This window comes from Paraburkholderia sp. J11-2 (genome assembly GCF_905220185.1).
Classification (GTDB): domain Bacteria; phylum Pseudomonadota; class Gammaproteobacteria; order Burkholderiales; family Burkholderiaceae; genus Paraburkholderia.
Genome location: NZ_CAJMYY010000001.1, coordinates 434,887 through 450,936, shown reverse-complemented (window position 1 = coordinate 450,936; position 16,050 = coordinate 434,887). Strand labels below are relative to the sequence as shown.

The following is a 16,050-nucleotide window of genomic DNA, read 5'->3' as shown; positions in this document are numbered from 1 at the left end:
CCGCTCAAGCTTGCGAAGGCGTCTTGCGACGCGACTTCGGCATATCGACGTACACCACGCTGCCTTCGACCTTCGAGCCGAACAGCGAGCCCTCCGAAACGCCGCCCGAGCACCCATTGCCGAACGAGAAGCCGCAACTGCCCTTCTCGTTGAACGAGTCCTCGACCATTTCCTTGTGCGACGACGGCACGACGAAGCGGTCCTCGTAGTTCGCAATCGCCATGATGCGATACATGTCCTCGACCTGCGCGGGCGTGAGGCCCGTGCGCTCGAGGACCGCATTGTCGTTCACGCCGTCCACGGTCTGGGTGCGCTTGTACGCGCGCATCGCCAGCATGCGCTCGAGCGCTGAAATCACGGGCTTCTCGTCGCCGGCGGTGAGCAGGTTGGCGAGATAGCGCACGGGAATGCGCAGGCTCGCCACGTCGGGAATCACGCCGTCCATGCCGATATGGCCCGCGTCCGCAGCCGACTGGATCGGCGAGAGCGGCGGCACGTACCAGACCATCGGCAGCGTGCGGTACTCGGGGTGCAGCGGAAACGCGATCTTCCACTCGACCGCCATGCGGTACACGGGCGAGCGCACGGCCGCATCCAGCCAGCTTTGCGGCACGCCCTGGCGGCGCGCCTCGGCCTGGATGGCGGGATCGTGCGGATCGAGGAACACATCGAGCTGCGCCTGATACAGATCCTGTGTCGATTGAACCGATGCTGCATCGCTGATGCGGTCCGCGTCGTAGAGCATTACGCCCAGATAACGGATGCGGCCCACGCACGTTTCCGAGCACACCGTAGGCTGCCCCGCCTCGATGCGCGGATAGCAGAAGATGCACTTCTCGGCCTTGCCGCTCTTCCAGTTGAAGTACATCTTCTTGTACGGGCAACCCGAGATGCACATGCGCCAGCCGCGGCACTTGTCCTGATCGACCAGCACGATGCCATCGTCTTCGCGCTTGTACACCGATCCCGAGGGGCACGACGCCACGCACGCCGGGTTCAGGCAGTGCTCGCACAAGCGCGGCAGATACATCATGAAGGTGTTCTCAAAGCTCGAGTACATCTCCTTCTGCACGTTCTCGAACAGCTTGTCGCGACTGCGCGACGAGAACTCGCCGCCCAGATCGTCTTCCCAGTTAGGACCCCAATGGATCTTGTCCATCTTCTTGCCGGTGATGACCGACACGGGGCGTGCGGTGGGCGGCGTTTGCGAGAGACGCGCCTTCTGCAGATGTTCGTAGTCGTACGTGAACGGCTCGTAATAGTCGTCGATGCCGGGCAGGTTCGGGTTCGCGAACAGGTTCGCCAGCACCTTGAGCTTCGGGCCCTGGCGCGGTTCGATCTTGCCGCTCGCGTGGCGCACCCAGCCGCCGTTCCACTTCTCCTGGTTCTCCCATTCCTTCGGATAGCCGATGCCGGGCTTCGTCTCGACGTTGTTGAACCACGCGTACTCGACGCCGTCGCGCGAGGTCCACACGTTCTTGCACGTGACGGAGCACGTATGGCAGCCAATGCACTTGTCGAGGTTCAGGACCATCGCCACCTGGGCGCGGATTTTCATGATGCTGCTCCTTCCTTCATCGGGCCTTCCAGCCACTCGACCTTCTTCATCTTGCGCACGATCACGTACTCGTCGCGATTGCTGCCAACGGTGCCGTAGTAGTTGAAGCCGTACGCAAGCTGCGCGTAGCCGCCGATCATGTGCGTGGGCTTGAGCACCGTACGCGTGACCGAGTTGTGAATGCCGCCGCGCATGCCGCTCGTTTCCGCGCCCGGGACGTTGATGATCTTTTCCTGCGCGTGATACATGAGGCACATGCCGCGCGGCACGCGCTGGCTCACCACGACGCGCGCCGTGAGCGTGCCGTTCACGTTGAACACTTCGACCCAGTCGTTGTCGACGAGACCCGCCTCCTTCGCCTCGGCCTCCGAGACCCACACGTGCGGCCCGCCGCGCGACAGCGTGAGCATGCGCAGGTTGTCCGAGTAGGTCGAGTGGATGCCCCACTTCTGGTGCGGCGTGATCCAGTTCAGCACGAGTTCGTGCTCGCCGTTGGGTTTCGTGCCGAGCATCGACGAGGTCGTCTTCGTGTCGATGGCCGGCTTGTAGTTGCACAGGCCCTCGCCGAAGTCGAGCATCCAGCGGTGATCCTGATAGAACTGCTGGCGGCCCGTGAGCGTGCGCCATGGAATCAGCTCGTGCACGTTCGTATAGCCGGCGTTGTAGCTCACCTCTTCCGATTCGAGCCCCGACCATGTCGGCGCGGAAATGATCTTGCGCGGCTGTGCCTGCACGTCGCGAAAGCGGATCTTGTCGTGCTCGCGGCCTTCGGCCAGGTGCGTGTGATCGCGGCCCGTGATCTTCGAGAGCGCGTCCCACGCCTTCACCGCCACATGACCGTTGGTTTCAGGCGCGAACGTGAGGATCATCTCCGCGGCGTCGATGGCCGTTTCCAGACGCGGGCGTCCCTCGGCCGCGCCACTGTTGTGCTGAATGCCCGTGAGCTGCGCGAACTCGCCTACCTCGTGCACCGTATTCCAGTTGATGCCCTTGCCGCCATTGCCAAGCTTTTCGAGCAGCGGCCCGACCGAGGTGAACTTGTTGTAGATCTCGCGATAGTCGCGCTCCACGAGCGTCATCGAAGGCGCGGTCTTGCCCGGGATCAGATCGCATTCGCCAAGACGCCAGTCTTTCGGCTCGAACGCCTGGCCAAGCTCGCCCGGCGTGTCGTGCATGAGCGGCGTGCACACGAGGTCCGTGCGCTTGCCCAGATGTTCGCCGCCGATCTCCGAAAACTTCTTCGCGATAGCCTTGTAGATTTCCCAGTCGGTCTTGCTCTCCCACAGCGGCTGCACCGCCTCCGAAAGCGGATGGATGAACGGGTGCATGTCCGACGTGTTGAGATCGTCCTTCTCGTACCACGTAGCCGAGGGCAGCACGATATCGCCGTAAAGGCACGTCGTGCTCATGCGGAAGTCGAGCACGGTGAGCAGGTCGAGTTTGCCTTCGGCCGCTTCGCGCACGTTCACTTCGGAGGGCTTGATCGCGTCGGCCTCGTCGCCGAACAGCGCGTTCTGCGTGCCGAGCAGGTACTTGAGGAAGTACTCGTGGCCCTTGCCCGAACTGCCCATGATGTTCGAGCGCCAGACGAACATGTTGCGCGGGAAGTTCGCGGGGTTGTCGGGATCGTCGCAGGCGAAGTTCAACGCGCCGGACTTCAACTGGTCCACCGTGTACTGCACCGGCGGCACGCCCGCGCGCTGCGCGGCGTCCACCACGTCGAGCGGATTCGCGCCAAGCTGCGGCGCTGAAGGCAGCCACCCCATGCGCTCGGACTTCGCGTTGAGGTCGAGCATCGAGAGGTCCTTGTAGCGCGCGCGGTCGGCGCCGGGCCCGAGTATCTCGTCCACGCTCACCTTCTCGTGACGCCATTGGCTCGTGTGGTTGTAGAAGAACGAGGTGCCGTTCATCTGGCGCGGCGGGCGCGACCAGTCGAGCGCGAACGCGAGCGGCGCCCAGCCGAATTGCGGACGCAGCTTTTCCTGGCCCACGTAATGCGCCCAGCCGCCGCCGCTCTGGCCGATACAGCCGCACATCATCAGCAGGTTGATGATGCCGCGGTAGATCATGTCGTTGTGATACCAGTGATTGAGCGCCGCGCCCACGATCACCATGCTCTTGCCGCGCGTGCGGTTGGCGTTGTCGGCGAACTCGCGCGCCACCTGGATCACGAGCTTGCGTGGCACCGTGGTGTGCTTCTCCTGCCACGCGGGCGTGCAAGGCACGTCGTCGTCATAGGAGGCCGCGACGTTCGGGCCGCCCAGACCCTGATCGACGCCGTAGTTGGCCATCTGCAGGTCGTAGACGGTGGCCACGAGCACGTTCGTGCCGTCGGCGAGCGTCACGCGCTTCACGGGCACGCGCCGCGCGAGCAACGCGGCGCCTTGGTTCTCCTCGCCGCCGAAGTACGGGAATCCTACCTCGACCACTTCGTCATGCTGATCGATGAGCGAGAGGCGTGGATCGATCTCGCGGCCGCTGCCGCCGTCCTTCATTTCGAGGTTCCAGCGGCCCACCTTCTTGCCGCCATCGTGCTCGCCTTCGCCCCAGCGAAATCCAATTGAGCCATTCGGCGCGACGATGTCGCCCGTCGCCGCATCGATGGCAAGCGTCTTCCATTGCGGGTTGTTCGCTTCGTCGAGATTCGCGGCGAGTTGCGACGCCCGCAGAAACTGGTCCGGCACGAGCGCGCCGTCGCGTCGGCTAAGCGTGACGAGCATCGGCATGTCGGTGTACTGCTTCACGTAATCGCGGAAGTACGCGGACTTACCCGTGGCGTGAAACTCCTTGAGCACCACATGGCCCATCGCGAGCGCCAGCGCCGCGTCGGTGCCCTGCTTCGGCGCGAGCCAGATGTCGCCGAACTTCACCATCTCGCCAAAGTCGGACGACACGGCCACCGTCTTCGTACCCTTGTAGCGGACCTCGGTGTAGAAGTGCGCGTCGGGCGTGCGCGTTTGCGGCACGTTCGAGCCCCACACCATGAGATACGTGGAGTTGTACCAGTCGGCCGATTCCGGCACGTCGGTCTGCTCGCCCCACACCTGCGGCGAGGAAGGCGGCAAGTCGCAATACCAGTCGTAGAACGAGAGGCACGCCCCGCCGATCAGGCTCAGGTAACGCGCACCCGCTGCGTACGAGACCATCGACATGGCCGGAATGGGCGAGAAGCCGATCACGCGATCGGGACCGTACTTGCCGATGGTGTAGGCGTTGGCCGCCGCGATCATCTCGGTGGCCGTGTCCCAGCCCGCACGCACGAAACCGCCCTGGCCGCGCGCACGCTTGTAGTGCGCGGCCTTTTTCGGGTCTTCGACGATCGAGGCCCACGCCTGAACCGGCCCGAGCGTCTTGCGCGCCTCGCGCCACATCTCGATCAGGCGGCCGCGAATCATCGGATACTTCACGCGCTGCGCCGAGTACACGTACCAGCTATACGATGCGCCACGCGGGCAGCCGCGCGGCTCATGGTTGGGCAGGTCCGCGCGCGTGCGCGGATAGTCGGTCTGCTGCGTTTCCCACGTGATCAGGCCGTTCTTCACGTAGACCTTCCACGAGCACGAGCCCGTGCAGTTCACGCCGTGGGTCGAGCGCACGATCTTGTCGTGCTGCCAGCGGCTGCGATAGCCGTCTTCCCATTTACGGTCCTCGTTCACCACCGCGCCGTGACCCTTCGAAAACGTCGACTTCACGCGCGACATGAACTTCAACCGGTCCAGAAAATAACTCATCAGGTTCTCCGGGACTGCTGCTGGAATCGATTGCGCCTCGCGCCGTCCGCGTGCGTCGCACGTGTGGCGCATCGCGCTCATATCGTTTCCGAGTATGGCGAGCAGGCGCTGGCCTGCCCATTCATCAAGGGGAGTGTTCGCGCAGCGCTTTGGGATGAGTCCCCATGCGCCGCGCTACGCCCAAAGGACTAGTCCGAACCAGTCCGGGTCAGCAAGGCATGGACGCGTTGCGGCGTGCGTAGAACAGCCACGTCACCGCCGCGCACACCACATAGAAGCCGATGAAGCACACGAGCGCGCCAACGGGCGAGCCAGTCATGTCGAGCGAGGTGCCGAAGCTCTTTGGAATGAAGAAGCCGCCGTATGCGCCCATTGCGCCCGCGAAGCCGAGCACCGCCGCCGACTCCTTGCCCGCTTCGGCGAGCGCGCCGTGCTGCGCCGCATCGCCCTTGCCCTTCGCGGCGCGTTGATGCTGCGTCAGGAAGATCACGGGAATCATGCGGAAGGTCGAGCCGTTGCCAATGCCGGTGAGCGCGAACAGCACGACGAACATCGCGAGAAAGCCGGGGAAGCTGCCCTGTGCGCCGCCCAGCGCGCCGCCCGGGAGGAACACGATCACGCCCATGACCGCGGCGATCATCGCGAGGAAGCTCCAGAGCGTGACGCGCGCGCCGCCGAGCTTGTCCGAGATCCAGCCGCCGACGGGGCGCGTCAGCGCGCCGGCGAGCGGCCCGAGGAAGGCCCATGCGGTTGGGTTGATGGCGGGAAACTCCGCCTTCGTGAGCAGCGCGAGGCCGGCCGAGAAGCCGATGAACGAGCCGAACGTGCCGACGTACAGGAAGCACATGATCCAGTTGTGCGCGCGGCGGAAGATCACGGCCTGCTCGCTGAACGAGGCCTTCGCATCGGCGATGTCGTTCATGCCGAACCATGCCGCGATCGAGGCGACGACGATGAGCGGAATCCACACGAAGCCCGCGTTCTGCAACCAGATGCTGTGCTCGACGCCATCCTTCATCCAGGTCTGGCCGCCGCCGAGCAGGCCCGCGAACACAGCCGTCGAGATCACGATCGGCGTGACGAACTGCACGAGGGAGACACCCAGGTTGCCGATACCGGCGTTGAGCCCGGTGGCGAACCCTTTGCGCGCCTTCGGGAAGAAGAAGCTGATGTTCGCCATCGACGAGCTGAAGTTCGCGCCGCCAAGACCGCACAGCAGGGCGAGCACGAGCAGCGTCGAATACGAGGTGGACGGATCGCGCAGCGCGAAGCCCATGCCGACGGCGGGGATCAGGAGGCTCGCTGTGGAGATCGCCGTGAAGCGGCGGCCGCCGAAAATCGGCACGAGAAACGAATAGAAGATGCGCAGCGTGGCGCCCGAGAGCGCGGGCAGCGCCGTGAGCCAGAAGAGTTCGTTCTTCGTGAAGTGAAAGCCGCCCTTGTCGAGATTGACGACCGTGACGCTCCACAGCGACCACACCACGAACGCCAGCATCAGCGCCGGAATCGAAATCCAGAGGTTACGAGTGGCGATCTGCTCGCCGGAAGCCTGCCAGAACCGGGTGTTCTCGGGTTCCCATTGGGTCAGGAGATATTTGGACATGATTGTGCTCGTACAGTAGGCGCCGCACGCGCGGCGCAAGTGAAATCATTCGGAGTACGTGGTTTCCTTGAACGCAGGCGTTGCGGCCCGAACCTTGCGCGCGAGCTTCGCGCTGCCATGCGCAAGCGCTTCGGGGCGAAACGAGAAGTGCATGAACAGCAGGCTCACCACGGTGGCGCCGAACATCAGCATGAAGCAGGTGGTGCGTACGCCCGTCAGGTCGACGAGCAGGCCGAACAGGATCGGCAGCACGAAGCCTGCGAGACCGCCCGCCAGCCCCACGACGCCGGACACGGCGCCGATGTTCTCGGAGTACTCGTCGCCGATGAACTTGAAGACCGAGGCCTTGCCCACCGCCATCGCAATGCCGACGACGAACATCAGCACCGTGTAGAACACCGGGCCCGTGCTGATATGCAGACCGATCGGGCCATGCGCGCCATGGATCGTGAAATCGGTCGGCGGGTAGCTGAGCAAAAAGAAGCACGCGAGCGCGACCCACATCACGGCCCACGTCGTGCGATAGGCGCCGTAGCGGTCGGAGAGCCAGCCGCCGAGCGCGCGCAGCACGCCGCCGGGCAGCGAGAAACAGGCGGCAAGAAACGCAGCCTGCTCGATGCCGAAGCCGTACTGGTTCACGTAGTACTGCGGCATCCACAGCGACAGGCCGACATAGCCGCCGAACACGACCGAGTAGTACTGCGCGTAGCGCAGCACGCGCGCATCGGCGAGCACGCGCATCTGGCTCGCCACGGTGGCCGTGCCGGACACGCGATGCGCCGGGTTGCTCGCGGAGAACATCCAGAACAGCAGCGCGGTCAGGAGCATCGCGACGGCGTACACCTTCGGCACGACGGTCCAAGTGCCGGCCGCGACGATCAGCACCGGCGCCACGAACTTGTTGAGCGCGGCGCCTGAGTTGCCCGCGCCGAAAATGCCCATGGCAAGCCCCTGGCGCGACTTCGGGAACCAGCGTGCGACATAAGGCGTGCCGACCGAAAACGACGCGCCGGCGAGCCCCACGAACAGGCCGAGCACGAGGAATTGCCACAACTGCGTCGCGTACGAGACGAGCCAGATCGGCACGATCGTCGCGAGCATGGTGACGAAGAAGACCATGCGCCCGCCCACGCGATCGGTCCAGATGCCAAGCGGCACGCGGGCCAGCGAACCGGTGAGCACGGGCATCGCGGCAATCAGGCCGAATTCGGTGTCGGTGAGGTGAAGCTGCTTCTTGAGCGGGATGCCGAGGATCGCGAACATCATCCAGACGGCAAAACAGATCGTGAAAGCGAACGTGCTCGAACCGAGCACGCGCCAGGCGCGGCTATCGGCTACGGGTTCCGCCTGCGGAGATAGGGCGGCTTTCATGTTTTTCCCTCTTGTCGTTTAGTTGACGTGACAAGCGTAGGAAAGACGAAAGGCGCGGCCTATTCTCCGCAGGGAGTGCGCGACGATGCGCCGCTAGATCTTAAGGAGTAGTACCGGGGGGGAATAAGTTGGCGCGGAAGGAAAATCGCATGCGTGCGAATGCGCCGGTGAGCAACAAGAATAATTCGAAAAGCCGTAGCGCGTCATAAAACACGCTACGGCATGATGTCGCGCTTAATCGGCGAAAGATCAGCGGAACACGACCGTCTTGTGCCCGTTGAGCACGATGCGATGCTCGACGTGCCACTTCACCGCGCGCGCGAGCGTCACGCACTCCACGTCGCGGCCAATCGCGGTGAGCTGGTCCGGCGTCATGTTGTGGTCCACGCGCTCCACTTCCTGCTCGATGATCGGGCCTTCGTCGAGATCGGACGTCACATAGTGCGCCGTCGCGCCGATGAGCTTCACGCCGCGGTCGAACGCCTGGTAGTACGGCTTCGCGCCCTTGAAGCTCGGCAGGAACGAATGGTGGATGTTGATCGCACGGCCTTCGAGCGCCCGGCAAAGCTGCGGCGAGAGGATCTGCATGTAACGCGCGAGCACCACGAGATCGACGCTTTCGCGGTTCACCACCTCGAGCACGCGCGCTTCCTGCGCGGCCTTGTCGGCTTCCGTGCCGCCGAGCAGCGGGAAGTGGTGGAACGGAATGTTGTAGCTCGCGGCGAGCTGGTAGAAGTCCTTGTGATTCGAAATGATCGCCGGAATTTCGATAGGCAGCTGGCCGGTGCGATAGCGGAACAGCAGGTCGTTCAGGCAATGGCCGATCTTCGAGACCATGATGACGACGCGCGGCTTCACGTTCGCGTCATGCAGTTCCCAACGCATGCCGAACTCTTGCGCGAGCGGTTCGAACGCGCTGCGCAGGCCGTCGAGGCCGGGGTCGCCGCCCACCTGCTGGAAGTGCACGCGCATGAAGAACTCGCCCGTGTGGCTGTCGCCGAACTGGGCCGAGTCGAGAATATTGCTGCCGCGATCGAACAAAAAGCCCGACACGGCATGCACGATGCCCGGCCGGTCGGCGCACGACAGTTTGAGAATGAAGCTGTGATCGGTCGACATGACCTGGGTAACTCCCGTCAATACTTTGGTGTTGCTAAAAGGGCTTTGGGCTTAAAAGAACCGGCGCCCTTTCACAGCGTCGGCGGTTCGAAGATCGCGGCAATGCCCTCGCACGCGTCTTCGTCTATCCATTGGCGGCGCAGCAGGCAGTCGAGCGTTGCAAGGCTCGCGTCCACCGTCATCGCACCTTCTTCGATCCAGCGCGCGGCTTCGTCGATACGCGCGAGGCGATGCTCGCCTACCTCGCCGTCCTGGTTGTGCGGCACGAAGTCGGCCGGGAGCACGAGATCGTAGATGAAGATCTGCTCGGCCTGCGTGCCTTCCGGCAGCGACTGCAGCACGTGCACGGTGCGGCCCGCGCGCGCCGCGCGCGCGAGGTCTTCGGCGATGCCCGCTTCTTCCCAGCACTCCTTCACGAGCGTGGCCTCGATGCCGAAGCCCCAGCCGATGCCGCCCGCCACGACGTTGTCCAGCATGCCGGGGTCGGTCGCCTTGGTGTCGCTGCGCCGCGCGATCCACAATTGCGGCGCGCCGGGCGACACGGCATCTGCGTATTCTACGATGCCGTTCAGATGCACCGCGTACGTCATCGTGCCGAAAAAGCGCGAGGCCGCGCGTTCGATAAAGGCGAGCGGCGGCGCGTCGAAGGCGTTGCGGATCGCGTAGGTTTCGTTGCGCCAGCCCGGAATGTGCCCTTGCCCCGCGAGTGCGCCGATCACCGAGGCAAGCGCTGCGCTGCGTGCATCGACGCTATCGAAGTGCGGGGCGAGCGTCACGCGCGCGCTGCCCGCATCGCCGTCGATCTCGAACACGTCGGGCCAGCGTGCGAGCAGCGCCACGTCGTTCTGGCGTATCCAGCCCACGCGCTCGTCGCCGATATGAAACGGCAGATGCGTGCCGGCGTCGAAACGACGCGCGTCGAGAATGCAAGGCAAGGTCATCGATCAGGACTCCGTAGATCAGTCGCGCAGGGCGATGCGAATGCCGATGGCGATGAAGGTGAGGCCAGCGAGACGATCGAGCCACACGCCCGCGCGCGGGCGGCGCTTGAGCCAGCCGCCGATCGTGCCCGCGCACAGCCCGAAGAGCGAGAACACCACGACCGTTTGCGCCATGAACACGAGGCCGAGTTCGAGCATCTGCAGCGTGACGCTTTGCGCGCCATGCGAGTCGACGAACTGCGGCAGGAACACGACGAAGAACAGCGTCACTTTCGGATTCATCATGTTGCCGATCACGCTCTGCCGAAAGATCGCGGCAAGCGGCTGGCGCGGCCGGTCGCCGGCGGCGGCGAGGCCCTGGCTGCGCAGCGCCTTCACGCCGATCCACACGAGATAGGCGGCGCCCGCGAGCTTGAGGATCTGGAACGCGAGCGGCGACGAGCGCAGCACGGCGGCCACGCCGAGCGCGGCGAGCGTAATGTGGAACGTCACACCCGCGGCGAAGCCGAGCGCGGCCACGAGACCGGCGGCGCGGCCCTGCGAAATGCCGCGCGCGAGCACCTGAAGGTTGTCGGGGCCCGGCGCGAAGGTAATGGCGATGGACGTGGCGAGAAAGAGCGCGAAATTCGGCATGAGATCGACTCGTGGCGTGATGCGTTCGGGTTTCAGTGGCCGCCGAAGGCGGTCACGGTGAAGAGCGACAGGCCGGCATCGGTGAGCAGCTTCGAGCCGCCCAGATCCGGCAGGTCGATGATCGCGGCGCCCTCCACCACGCTCGCGCCGAGGCGTTCGAGTAGCAGCTTGCCGGCCATCATGGTGCCGCCGGTGGCGATCAGGTCGTCGACGATCACGACGCGGTCGTCCTTGCCGCAGGCGTCCTCGTGAATTTCGACCGTCGCTTCGCCGTATTCGAGCTGGTAGGTTTCGGAGACGGTCTTGTACGGCAGCTTGCCGATCTTGCGGATCGGAATGAAACCGACGTTCAGCTCGTAAGCGACGATCGGCCCGATGATGAAGCCGCGCGCATCGAGCCCCGCCACGTAGTCGAGCTTCGCGTCGACATAGCGCTCGACGAACAGGTCGATCAGCACGCGCAGGCCCTTCGGATGGCCGATGAGCGGCGTGATGTCGCGGAACTGCACTCCCGGCTGAGGCCAGTCGGGCACCGTGCGGATCAGGCTCTTCACGAACTGGGCGGCTTCGGCGCTCGGGTTCGCAGGTGCGTTGGACATGATTTCTCCGGGTAATGACTAGTAAAGAACAGCGGTTGGACGGTTTAAACGGGGCAGGACCCCGAAGGCGCGATGTCGAGACGGGACGGCGATCGTAGCAGCGGCGGCGTATCAGGCCGCCGCCGCGCCCGCGCCGGCGCCCGGCTTGCGATGGCGCGAAAGCCGCTCCTCGGCCTGCGCGAGCTGCTCGGGCAAACCGCGCAGCACGACGATGTCGGCCTCGCGCAGCCTCGTCGACGGGTCCGGCTCCACACCGCGAATGCCGTGGCGGCGAATCGCCGTCACCTCGACGCCGAGTTCGTACAGGCCCAGTTCCGCGAGCGTACGGCCCACGGCATCGGCGCGCTCGTCGACCGGTACGGATTGTAGCCGCACCTGCTCGTGACCGTCCTCGCCCACATCGTCGGTACCGTGGAAGTAGCCGCGCAGGAGGCTGTAGCGCTCGTCGCGCAGTTCCTCCACGCGGCGCACCACGCGCCGCATCGGCACGCCCATCAGCACCAGCATGTGCGAGGCGAGCATGAGGCTCCCCTCCACGATCTCCGGGATCACCTCGGTCGCGCCCGCGGCGAGCAGGCGTTCGAGATCGGCGTCGTCCACCGTGCGCACGATCACGGGCAAGGTGGGCTCCAGTTCGTGGATGTGATGGAGTACGCGAAACGCCGATTGCGTGTTCGCATACGTGATCGCCACGGCTGCCGCACGATGGATGCCCGCCGCGACGAGCGACTCGCGGCGCGCCGCGTCGCCGAACACCACCGACTCGCCCGCCGCCGCGGCAGCCGCCACGCGGTCCGGGTCGAGGTCGAGCGCCACGTACGAGAGGCCTTCGTATTCGAGCATGCGCGCGAGGTTCTGCCCCGCGCGGCCATAGCCGCACACGATCACGTGGCCGCTTTGCTTGATGCTTTGCGTGGCGATGCGCGTCATCATCAGCGACTGCTGCATCCATTCCGTCGAGGAGAGGCGCAGCACGATGCGGTCCGCGTTCTGGATCAGGAACGGCGCGGCGAGCATCGACAGCAGCATGGCCGCGAGGATCGCCTGGAGCAGCGTGGCATCGACGAGATGCTTGTCGAGAATGAGGTTCAGCAGCACGAAGCCGAATTCACCGGCCTGCGCGAGGCCGAGGCCCGTGCGCATGGCCACGCCCGGCGAAGCGCCGAAAATCCGCGTGAGAGCGGTGATGAGCACGGCCTTGAGCACGAGCGGCCCAAGGAAGAATGCCGCCACCATGATGGGGTGCTGCCAGATCACGTGCGGGTTGAGCAGCATGCCCGTGGTCACGAAGAAGAGGCCGAGCAGCACGTCGCGAAACGGCTTGATGTCCTCTTCCACCTGGTGCTTGTACGGCGTTTCCGCGATCAGCATGCCCGCGATGAAGGCGCCGAGCGCGAGCGAGAGGCCGAACTTGTCGGTGATGAACGCCGCGCCCAGCGTGACGAGCAGCACGTTGAGCACGAACAGCTCCTGCGAGCGGCGCCGCGCGACCACGTTGAACCAGCGCGTCATGAACTTCTGCCCGACGATGAGCAGAATGCCGAGCGCGAGCACGATCTTCACGGCCGCCGTGCCGAGCGACTCGACGAGCGAAGCCGACGAGCCACCGAACGCCGCAATCACGATGAGCAGCGGCACCACAGCCAGATCCTGGAACAGCAGCACGCCCAGAATGTTGCGGCCGTGTTCCGATTCGATTTCGAGCCGCTCGGAAAGCATCTTGCTGACAATGGCCGTGGACGACATGGCGAGCGCGCCGCCCAGCGCCACGCACGCCTGCCACGTGATATGGACCCACGGCTCCAGCACGAGCCCGAGCACGAGCGCCACCACGATCGTGCCGAGCACCTGCGAGAGCCCGAGGCCGAACACGGCGTGGCGCATGGCGCGCAGCTTCGAGAGCGAGAACTCGAGGCCGATGGAGAACATCAGGAACACGACGCCGAACTCGGCCAGGTTCTGCGCGCCGTGCGTGTCCGGCACGATGCCGAGCGAGCGCGGGCCCACGAGAATGCCGACCGTGAGATAGCCGAGCATCGGCGGCAGATTCAGATAACGAAAGAGCACGACGCCAACCACCGAGGCGAGCAGCAGGAACAGCGTCATTTCCAGCGGGGAGATCATCGTGTGAAGCGTCCTCGTTCGTCGGCCGCGGTTTGCGTGAGCGGCAATGCAAATTCTGCCCGGCGCCGGGTCAATGATCGACGCAAAGGCGGCTACATGGGAAGGGCTCAGAGAAACTGCTTGCTGGATAAGCCAGGCGGCTCGCGCACGGGGTTTGGGCGCTGGGGGCGCTGGCGCGGCGCGCAGACGCCTTTGCTATACTCCGCGGATGATAGCGAAAATCAATGGCGACCGGGCACTGAAGCTCGCTCGCGACGTGCTCGACATCGAAGCGGACGCCGTGCGCGGGCTTCGCGACCGGCTCGACGACAACTTCGTCGGCGCGGTCGACCTCATCCTCAGCTGCCGCGGACGCGTGGTCGTTTCCGGCATCGGCAAATCGGGTCACATTGCCCGCAAGCTCGCGGCCACGCTGGCCTCCACGGGCACTCCGGCGTTCTTCGTGCATCCGGCGGAAGCGAGCCACGGCGACCTCGGCATGGTCACCGCGGACGACGTCTTCATCGGCCTGTCGAACTCCGGCGAATCCGAAGAACTCGTGGCGATCCTGCCGCTCGTCAAGCGCATCGGCGCGAAGCTCATCGGCATGACGGGCAATCGCCCGCAGTCGACGCTCGGCCAGCTCTCCGACGTCCATCTGGACGCCGGCGTGGAGAAGGAAGCCTGCCCGCTGAACCTCGCGCCCACGGCCAGCACGACAGCGGCGCTCGCGCTCTCGGACGCGCTTGCGGTGGCGGTGCTCGACGCACGCGGCTTCGGCGCCGACGACTTCGCGCGCTCGCATCCGGGCGGCGCGCTCGGCCGGCGCCTCCTGACCTATGTGCGCGACGTGATGCGCACCGGCGACGAAATCCCGAAGGTGGGCGACGACGTGACCGTACGCGACGCCCTCTTCCAGCTCACGGCCAAGCGCATGGGCATGACGGCGGTCGTCAACGCCGACGGCCACGTCGCCGGCATTTTCACCGACGGCGACCTGCGCCGCGTGCTCGAGCGCGTGGGCGATTTCCGCGACCTGCCGATCGCGCAGGTCATGACGAAAGGCCCGCGCACCATCGGGCCGGATCAACTTGCTGTCGAAGCCGTGGAACTGATGGAGCGCCATCGCATCAATCAGATGCTGGTCGTCGATGCCGAGGGCACGCTGATCGGCGCGCTCAACATGCACGACCTGTTTTCCAAGAAGGTGATCTGATGGCTACCCCACTCGACGCAACCGCGCGCGCCGCGCGTGTGCGCCTCATGATTTTCGACATCGACGGCGTACTGACCGACGGCGGCCTGCTCTTCACCGGCGCCGGCGACACGATGAAGGCGTTCAACTCGCTCGACGGCCACGGCGCGAAACTCCTGCGCGAAGCCGGCATCGACACGGCCATCATCACCGGGCGCCGCTCGGAAATCGTCGCCGTGCGCGCGAAGGAGCTGAAGATCACGCACCTGTGGCAGGGCGTGGAAGACAAGCGCGTGGCGTTTGCCGAACTGCTCTCGCAAACGGGCATTGCCCCCGAAGCGTGCGGCTACATGGGCGACGACTGGCCCGACCTCGGCGTGATGCTCCAGTGCGGCTTCGCCGCCGCCCCCGCCAACGCCCATCCGGACGTGCTGTCGCGCGCCCACTGGGTGTCCGACAAGGTAGGCGGCCACGGCGCCGTGCGCGAAGTCACCGACCTGATCCTGCGCGCGCAGAACCATTACGACGCGTTGCTCGCCGAGGCCTGCGCGCCGCTGGCCGGGATGCCGCGATGAACCAGAAGTTCCGCCTCACCTCGCTCGTGCCGCTCGTGTGCGTCGCCGCGCTCGCCGGTTTCACATGGTGGCTGCTGCAGGCCGTCCAGCCGCGCGAAAAAGAGGCGGCGCCGCGTGCGCTCACGCATACGCCCGACTATTTCGCCGACAACTTCTCGGTGTCCGAACTCGACCAGTCGGGCTCCACGCAGTACCGGCTCACCGCCACGCACATGGTTCATTACGAGGACGACGAGAACAGCGACCTCACGAACCCGGCCGTGCGCGCATTCCAGCCCGGCAAGCCGATCGTCACGGCCACCGGGCTGCGCGGCACGGTCAACGCCGACGCCTCGATCGTCAATCTGTACGACGACGCGCGCATTCTGCGCGCGGCTGGCGCAGGCGACCCGGAAATGCAGGCTGATTCCGAGCATTTCAAAGTGCTCGTGAATGACGATGTGATCCTGACCGAAAAGCCGGTTAAACTTCGACGCGGCCAGTCGGTCATGACGGCCACCAGCGGCATGAACTACAACAATGTCACCCGGGTCATCCAGCTCTTCGGCAACGTCCGTGGAGCCATCGCCCCGGCTGACTCCGGCGGCTCGTCCTGAACGCCGGGCCGTCCACGCAAGGCACG

The 16,050-nt window shown here is 65.2% G+C and carries 12 protein-coding genes; 3 read left to right on the top strand and 9 right to left on the bottom strand.

Features of this window, described 5'->3' with window-relative positions:
• Positions 1 to 4 precede the first annotated feature (4 nt).
• The 9 genes from narH to U5A57_RS02030 all read right to left on the bottom strand — a co-directional run bounded on the left by narH (position 5) and on the right by U5A57_RS02030 (position 13,679).
• A complete protein-coding gene (gene narH, locus U5A57_RS02070; protein ID WP_321907706.1) occupies positions 5 to 1,558 on the bottom strand; it encodes a nitrate reductase subunit beta in 1,554 nt (517 codons plus the stop codon).
• Positions 1,555 to 5,289 carry a nitrate reductase subunit alpha gene (locus tag U5A57_RS02065; protein ID WP_321907704.1) on the bottom strand — a complete coding sequence of 1,245 codons (3,735 nt, stop codon included), beginning with the start codon at positions 5,287 to 5,289 and terminating at the stop codon, positions 1,555 to 1,557. The genes narH and U5A57_RS02065 overlap by 4 nt, the downstream gene beginning before the upstream one ends.
• Before the next feature lie 208 nt (positions 5,290 to 5,497).
• Positions 5,498 to 6,892 carry a NarK family nitrate/nitrite MFS transporter gene (locus tag U5A57_RS02060; protein WP_321907702.1) on the bottom strand — a complete coding sequence of 465 codons (1,395 nt, stop codon included), beginning with the start codon at positions 6,890 to 6,892 and terminating at the stop codon, positions 5,498 to 5,500.
• A gap of 45 nt (positions 6,893 to 6,937) precedes the next feature.
• Positions 6,938 to 8,263, bottom strand: a complete 1,326-nt coding sequence (locus U5A57_RS02055) for a nitrate/nitrite transporter (protein ID WP_321907701.1) — start codon at positions 8,261 to 8,263, stop codon at positions 6,938 to 6,940.
• Positions 8,264 to 8,512: 249 nt separating this feature from the next.
• Positions 8,513 to 9,382 carry a formyltetrahydrofolate deformylase gene (gene purU / locus U5A57_RS02050; RefSeq protein WP_321907700.1) on the bottom strand — a complete coding sequence of 290 codons (870 nt, stop codon included), beginning with the start codon at positions 9,380 to 9,382 and terminating at the stop codon, positions 8,513 to 8,515.
• A gap of 71 nt (positions 9,383 to 9,453) precedes the next feature.
• Positions 9,454 to 10,323, bottom strand: coding sequence for an NUDIX hydrolase (locus tag U5A57_RS02045; RefSeq protein WP_321907699.1), 870 nt, complete (start codon positions 10,321 to 10,323; stop codon positions 9,454 to 9,456).
• Between the two features lie 18 nt (positions 10,324 to 10,341).
• Positions 10,342 to 10,956 (bottom strand): LysE family translocator, encoded by a 615-nt coding sequence (locus tag U5A57_RS02040; protein WP_321907698.1) that lies wholly within the window; start codon positions 10,954 to 10,956, stop codon positions 10,342 to 10,344.
• Between the two features lie 32 nt (positions 10,957 to 10,988).
• The gene (locus U5A57_RS02035; RefSeq protein ID WP_321907697.1) at positions 10,989 to 11,555 is read right to left on the bottom strand and encodes an adenine phosphoribosyltransferase; all 567 of its coding nucleotides are present in this window, start codon (positions 11,553 to 11,555) and stop codon (positions 10,989 to 10,991) included.
• A 111-nt stretch (positions 11,556 to 11,666) separates the two neighbouring features.
• Positions 11,667 to 13,679: a cation:proton antiporter gene (locus U5A57_RS02030; RefSeq protein ID WP_321907695.1), complete on the bottom strand. Its 2,013-nt coding sequence runs from the start codon at positions 13,677 to 13,679 to the stop codon at positions 11,667 to 11,669.
• Between the two features lie 208 nt (positions 13,680 to 13,887).
• Between U5A57_RS02030 and kdsD the strand changes: the two genes are divergently transcribed.
• The 3 genes from kdsD to lptC are packed head-to-tail and all read left to right on the top strand — an operon-like array spanning position 13,888 to position 16,024.
• Positions 13,888 to 14,874, top strand: coding sequence for an arabinose 5-phosphate isomerase KdsD (kdsD, locus tag U5A57_RS02025; protein WP_321907693.1), 987 nt, complete (start codon positions 13,888 to 13,890; stop codon positions 14,872 to 14,874).
• On the top strand, positions 14,874 to 15,428 hold the full coding sequence (locus tag U5A57_RS02020; protein ID WP_321907691.1) for an HAD family hydrolase: 555 nt from the start codon (positions 14,874 to 14,876) through the stop codon (positions 15,426 to 15,428). The genes kdsD and U5A57_RS02020 overlap by 1 nt, the downstream gene beginning before the upstream one ends.
• A complete protein-coding gene (gene lptC / locus U5A57_RS02015) occupies positions 15,425 to 16,024 on the top strand; it encodes an LPS export ABC transporter periplasmic protein LptC (protein ID WP_321907689.1) in 600 nt (199 codons plus the stop codon). Before U5A57_RS02020 ends, lptC begins: the two co-directional genes overlap by 4 nt.
• The last annotated feature ends 26 nt before the right edge of the window (positions 16,025 to 16,050 follow it).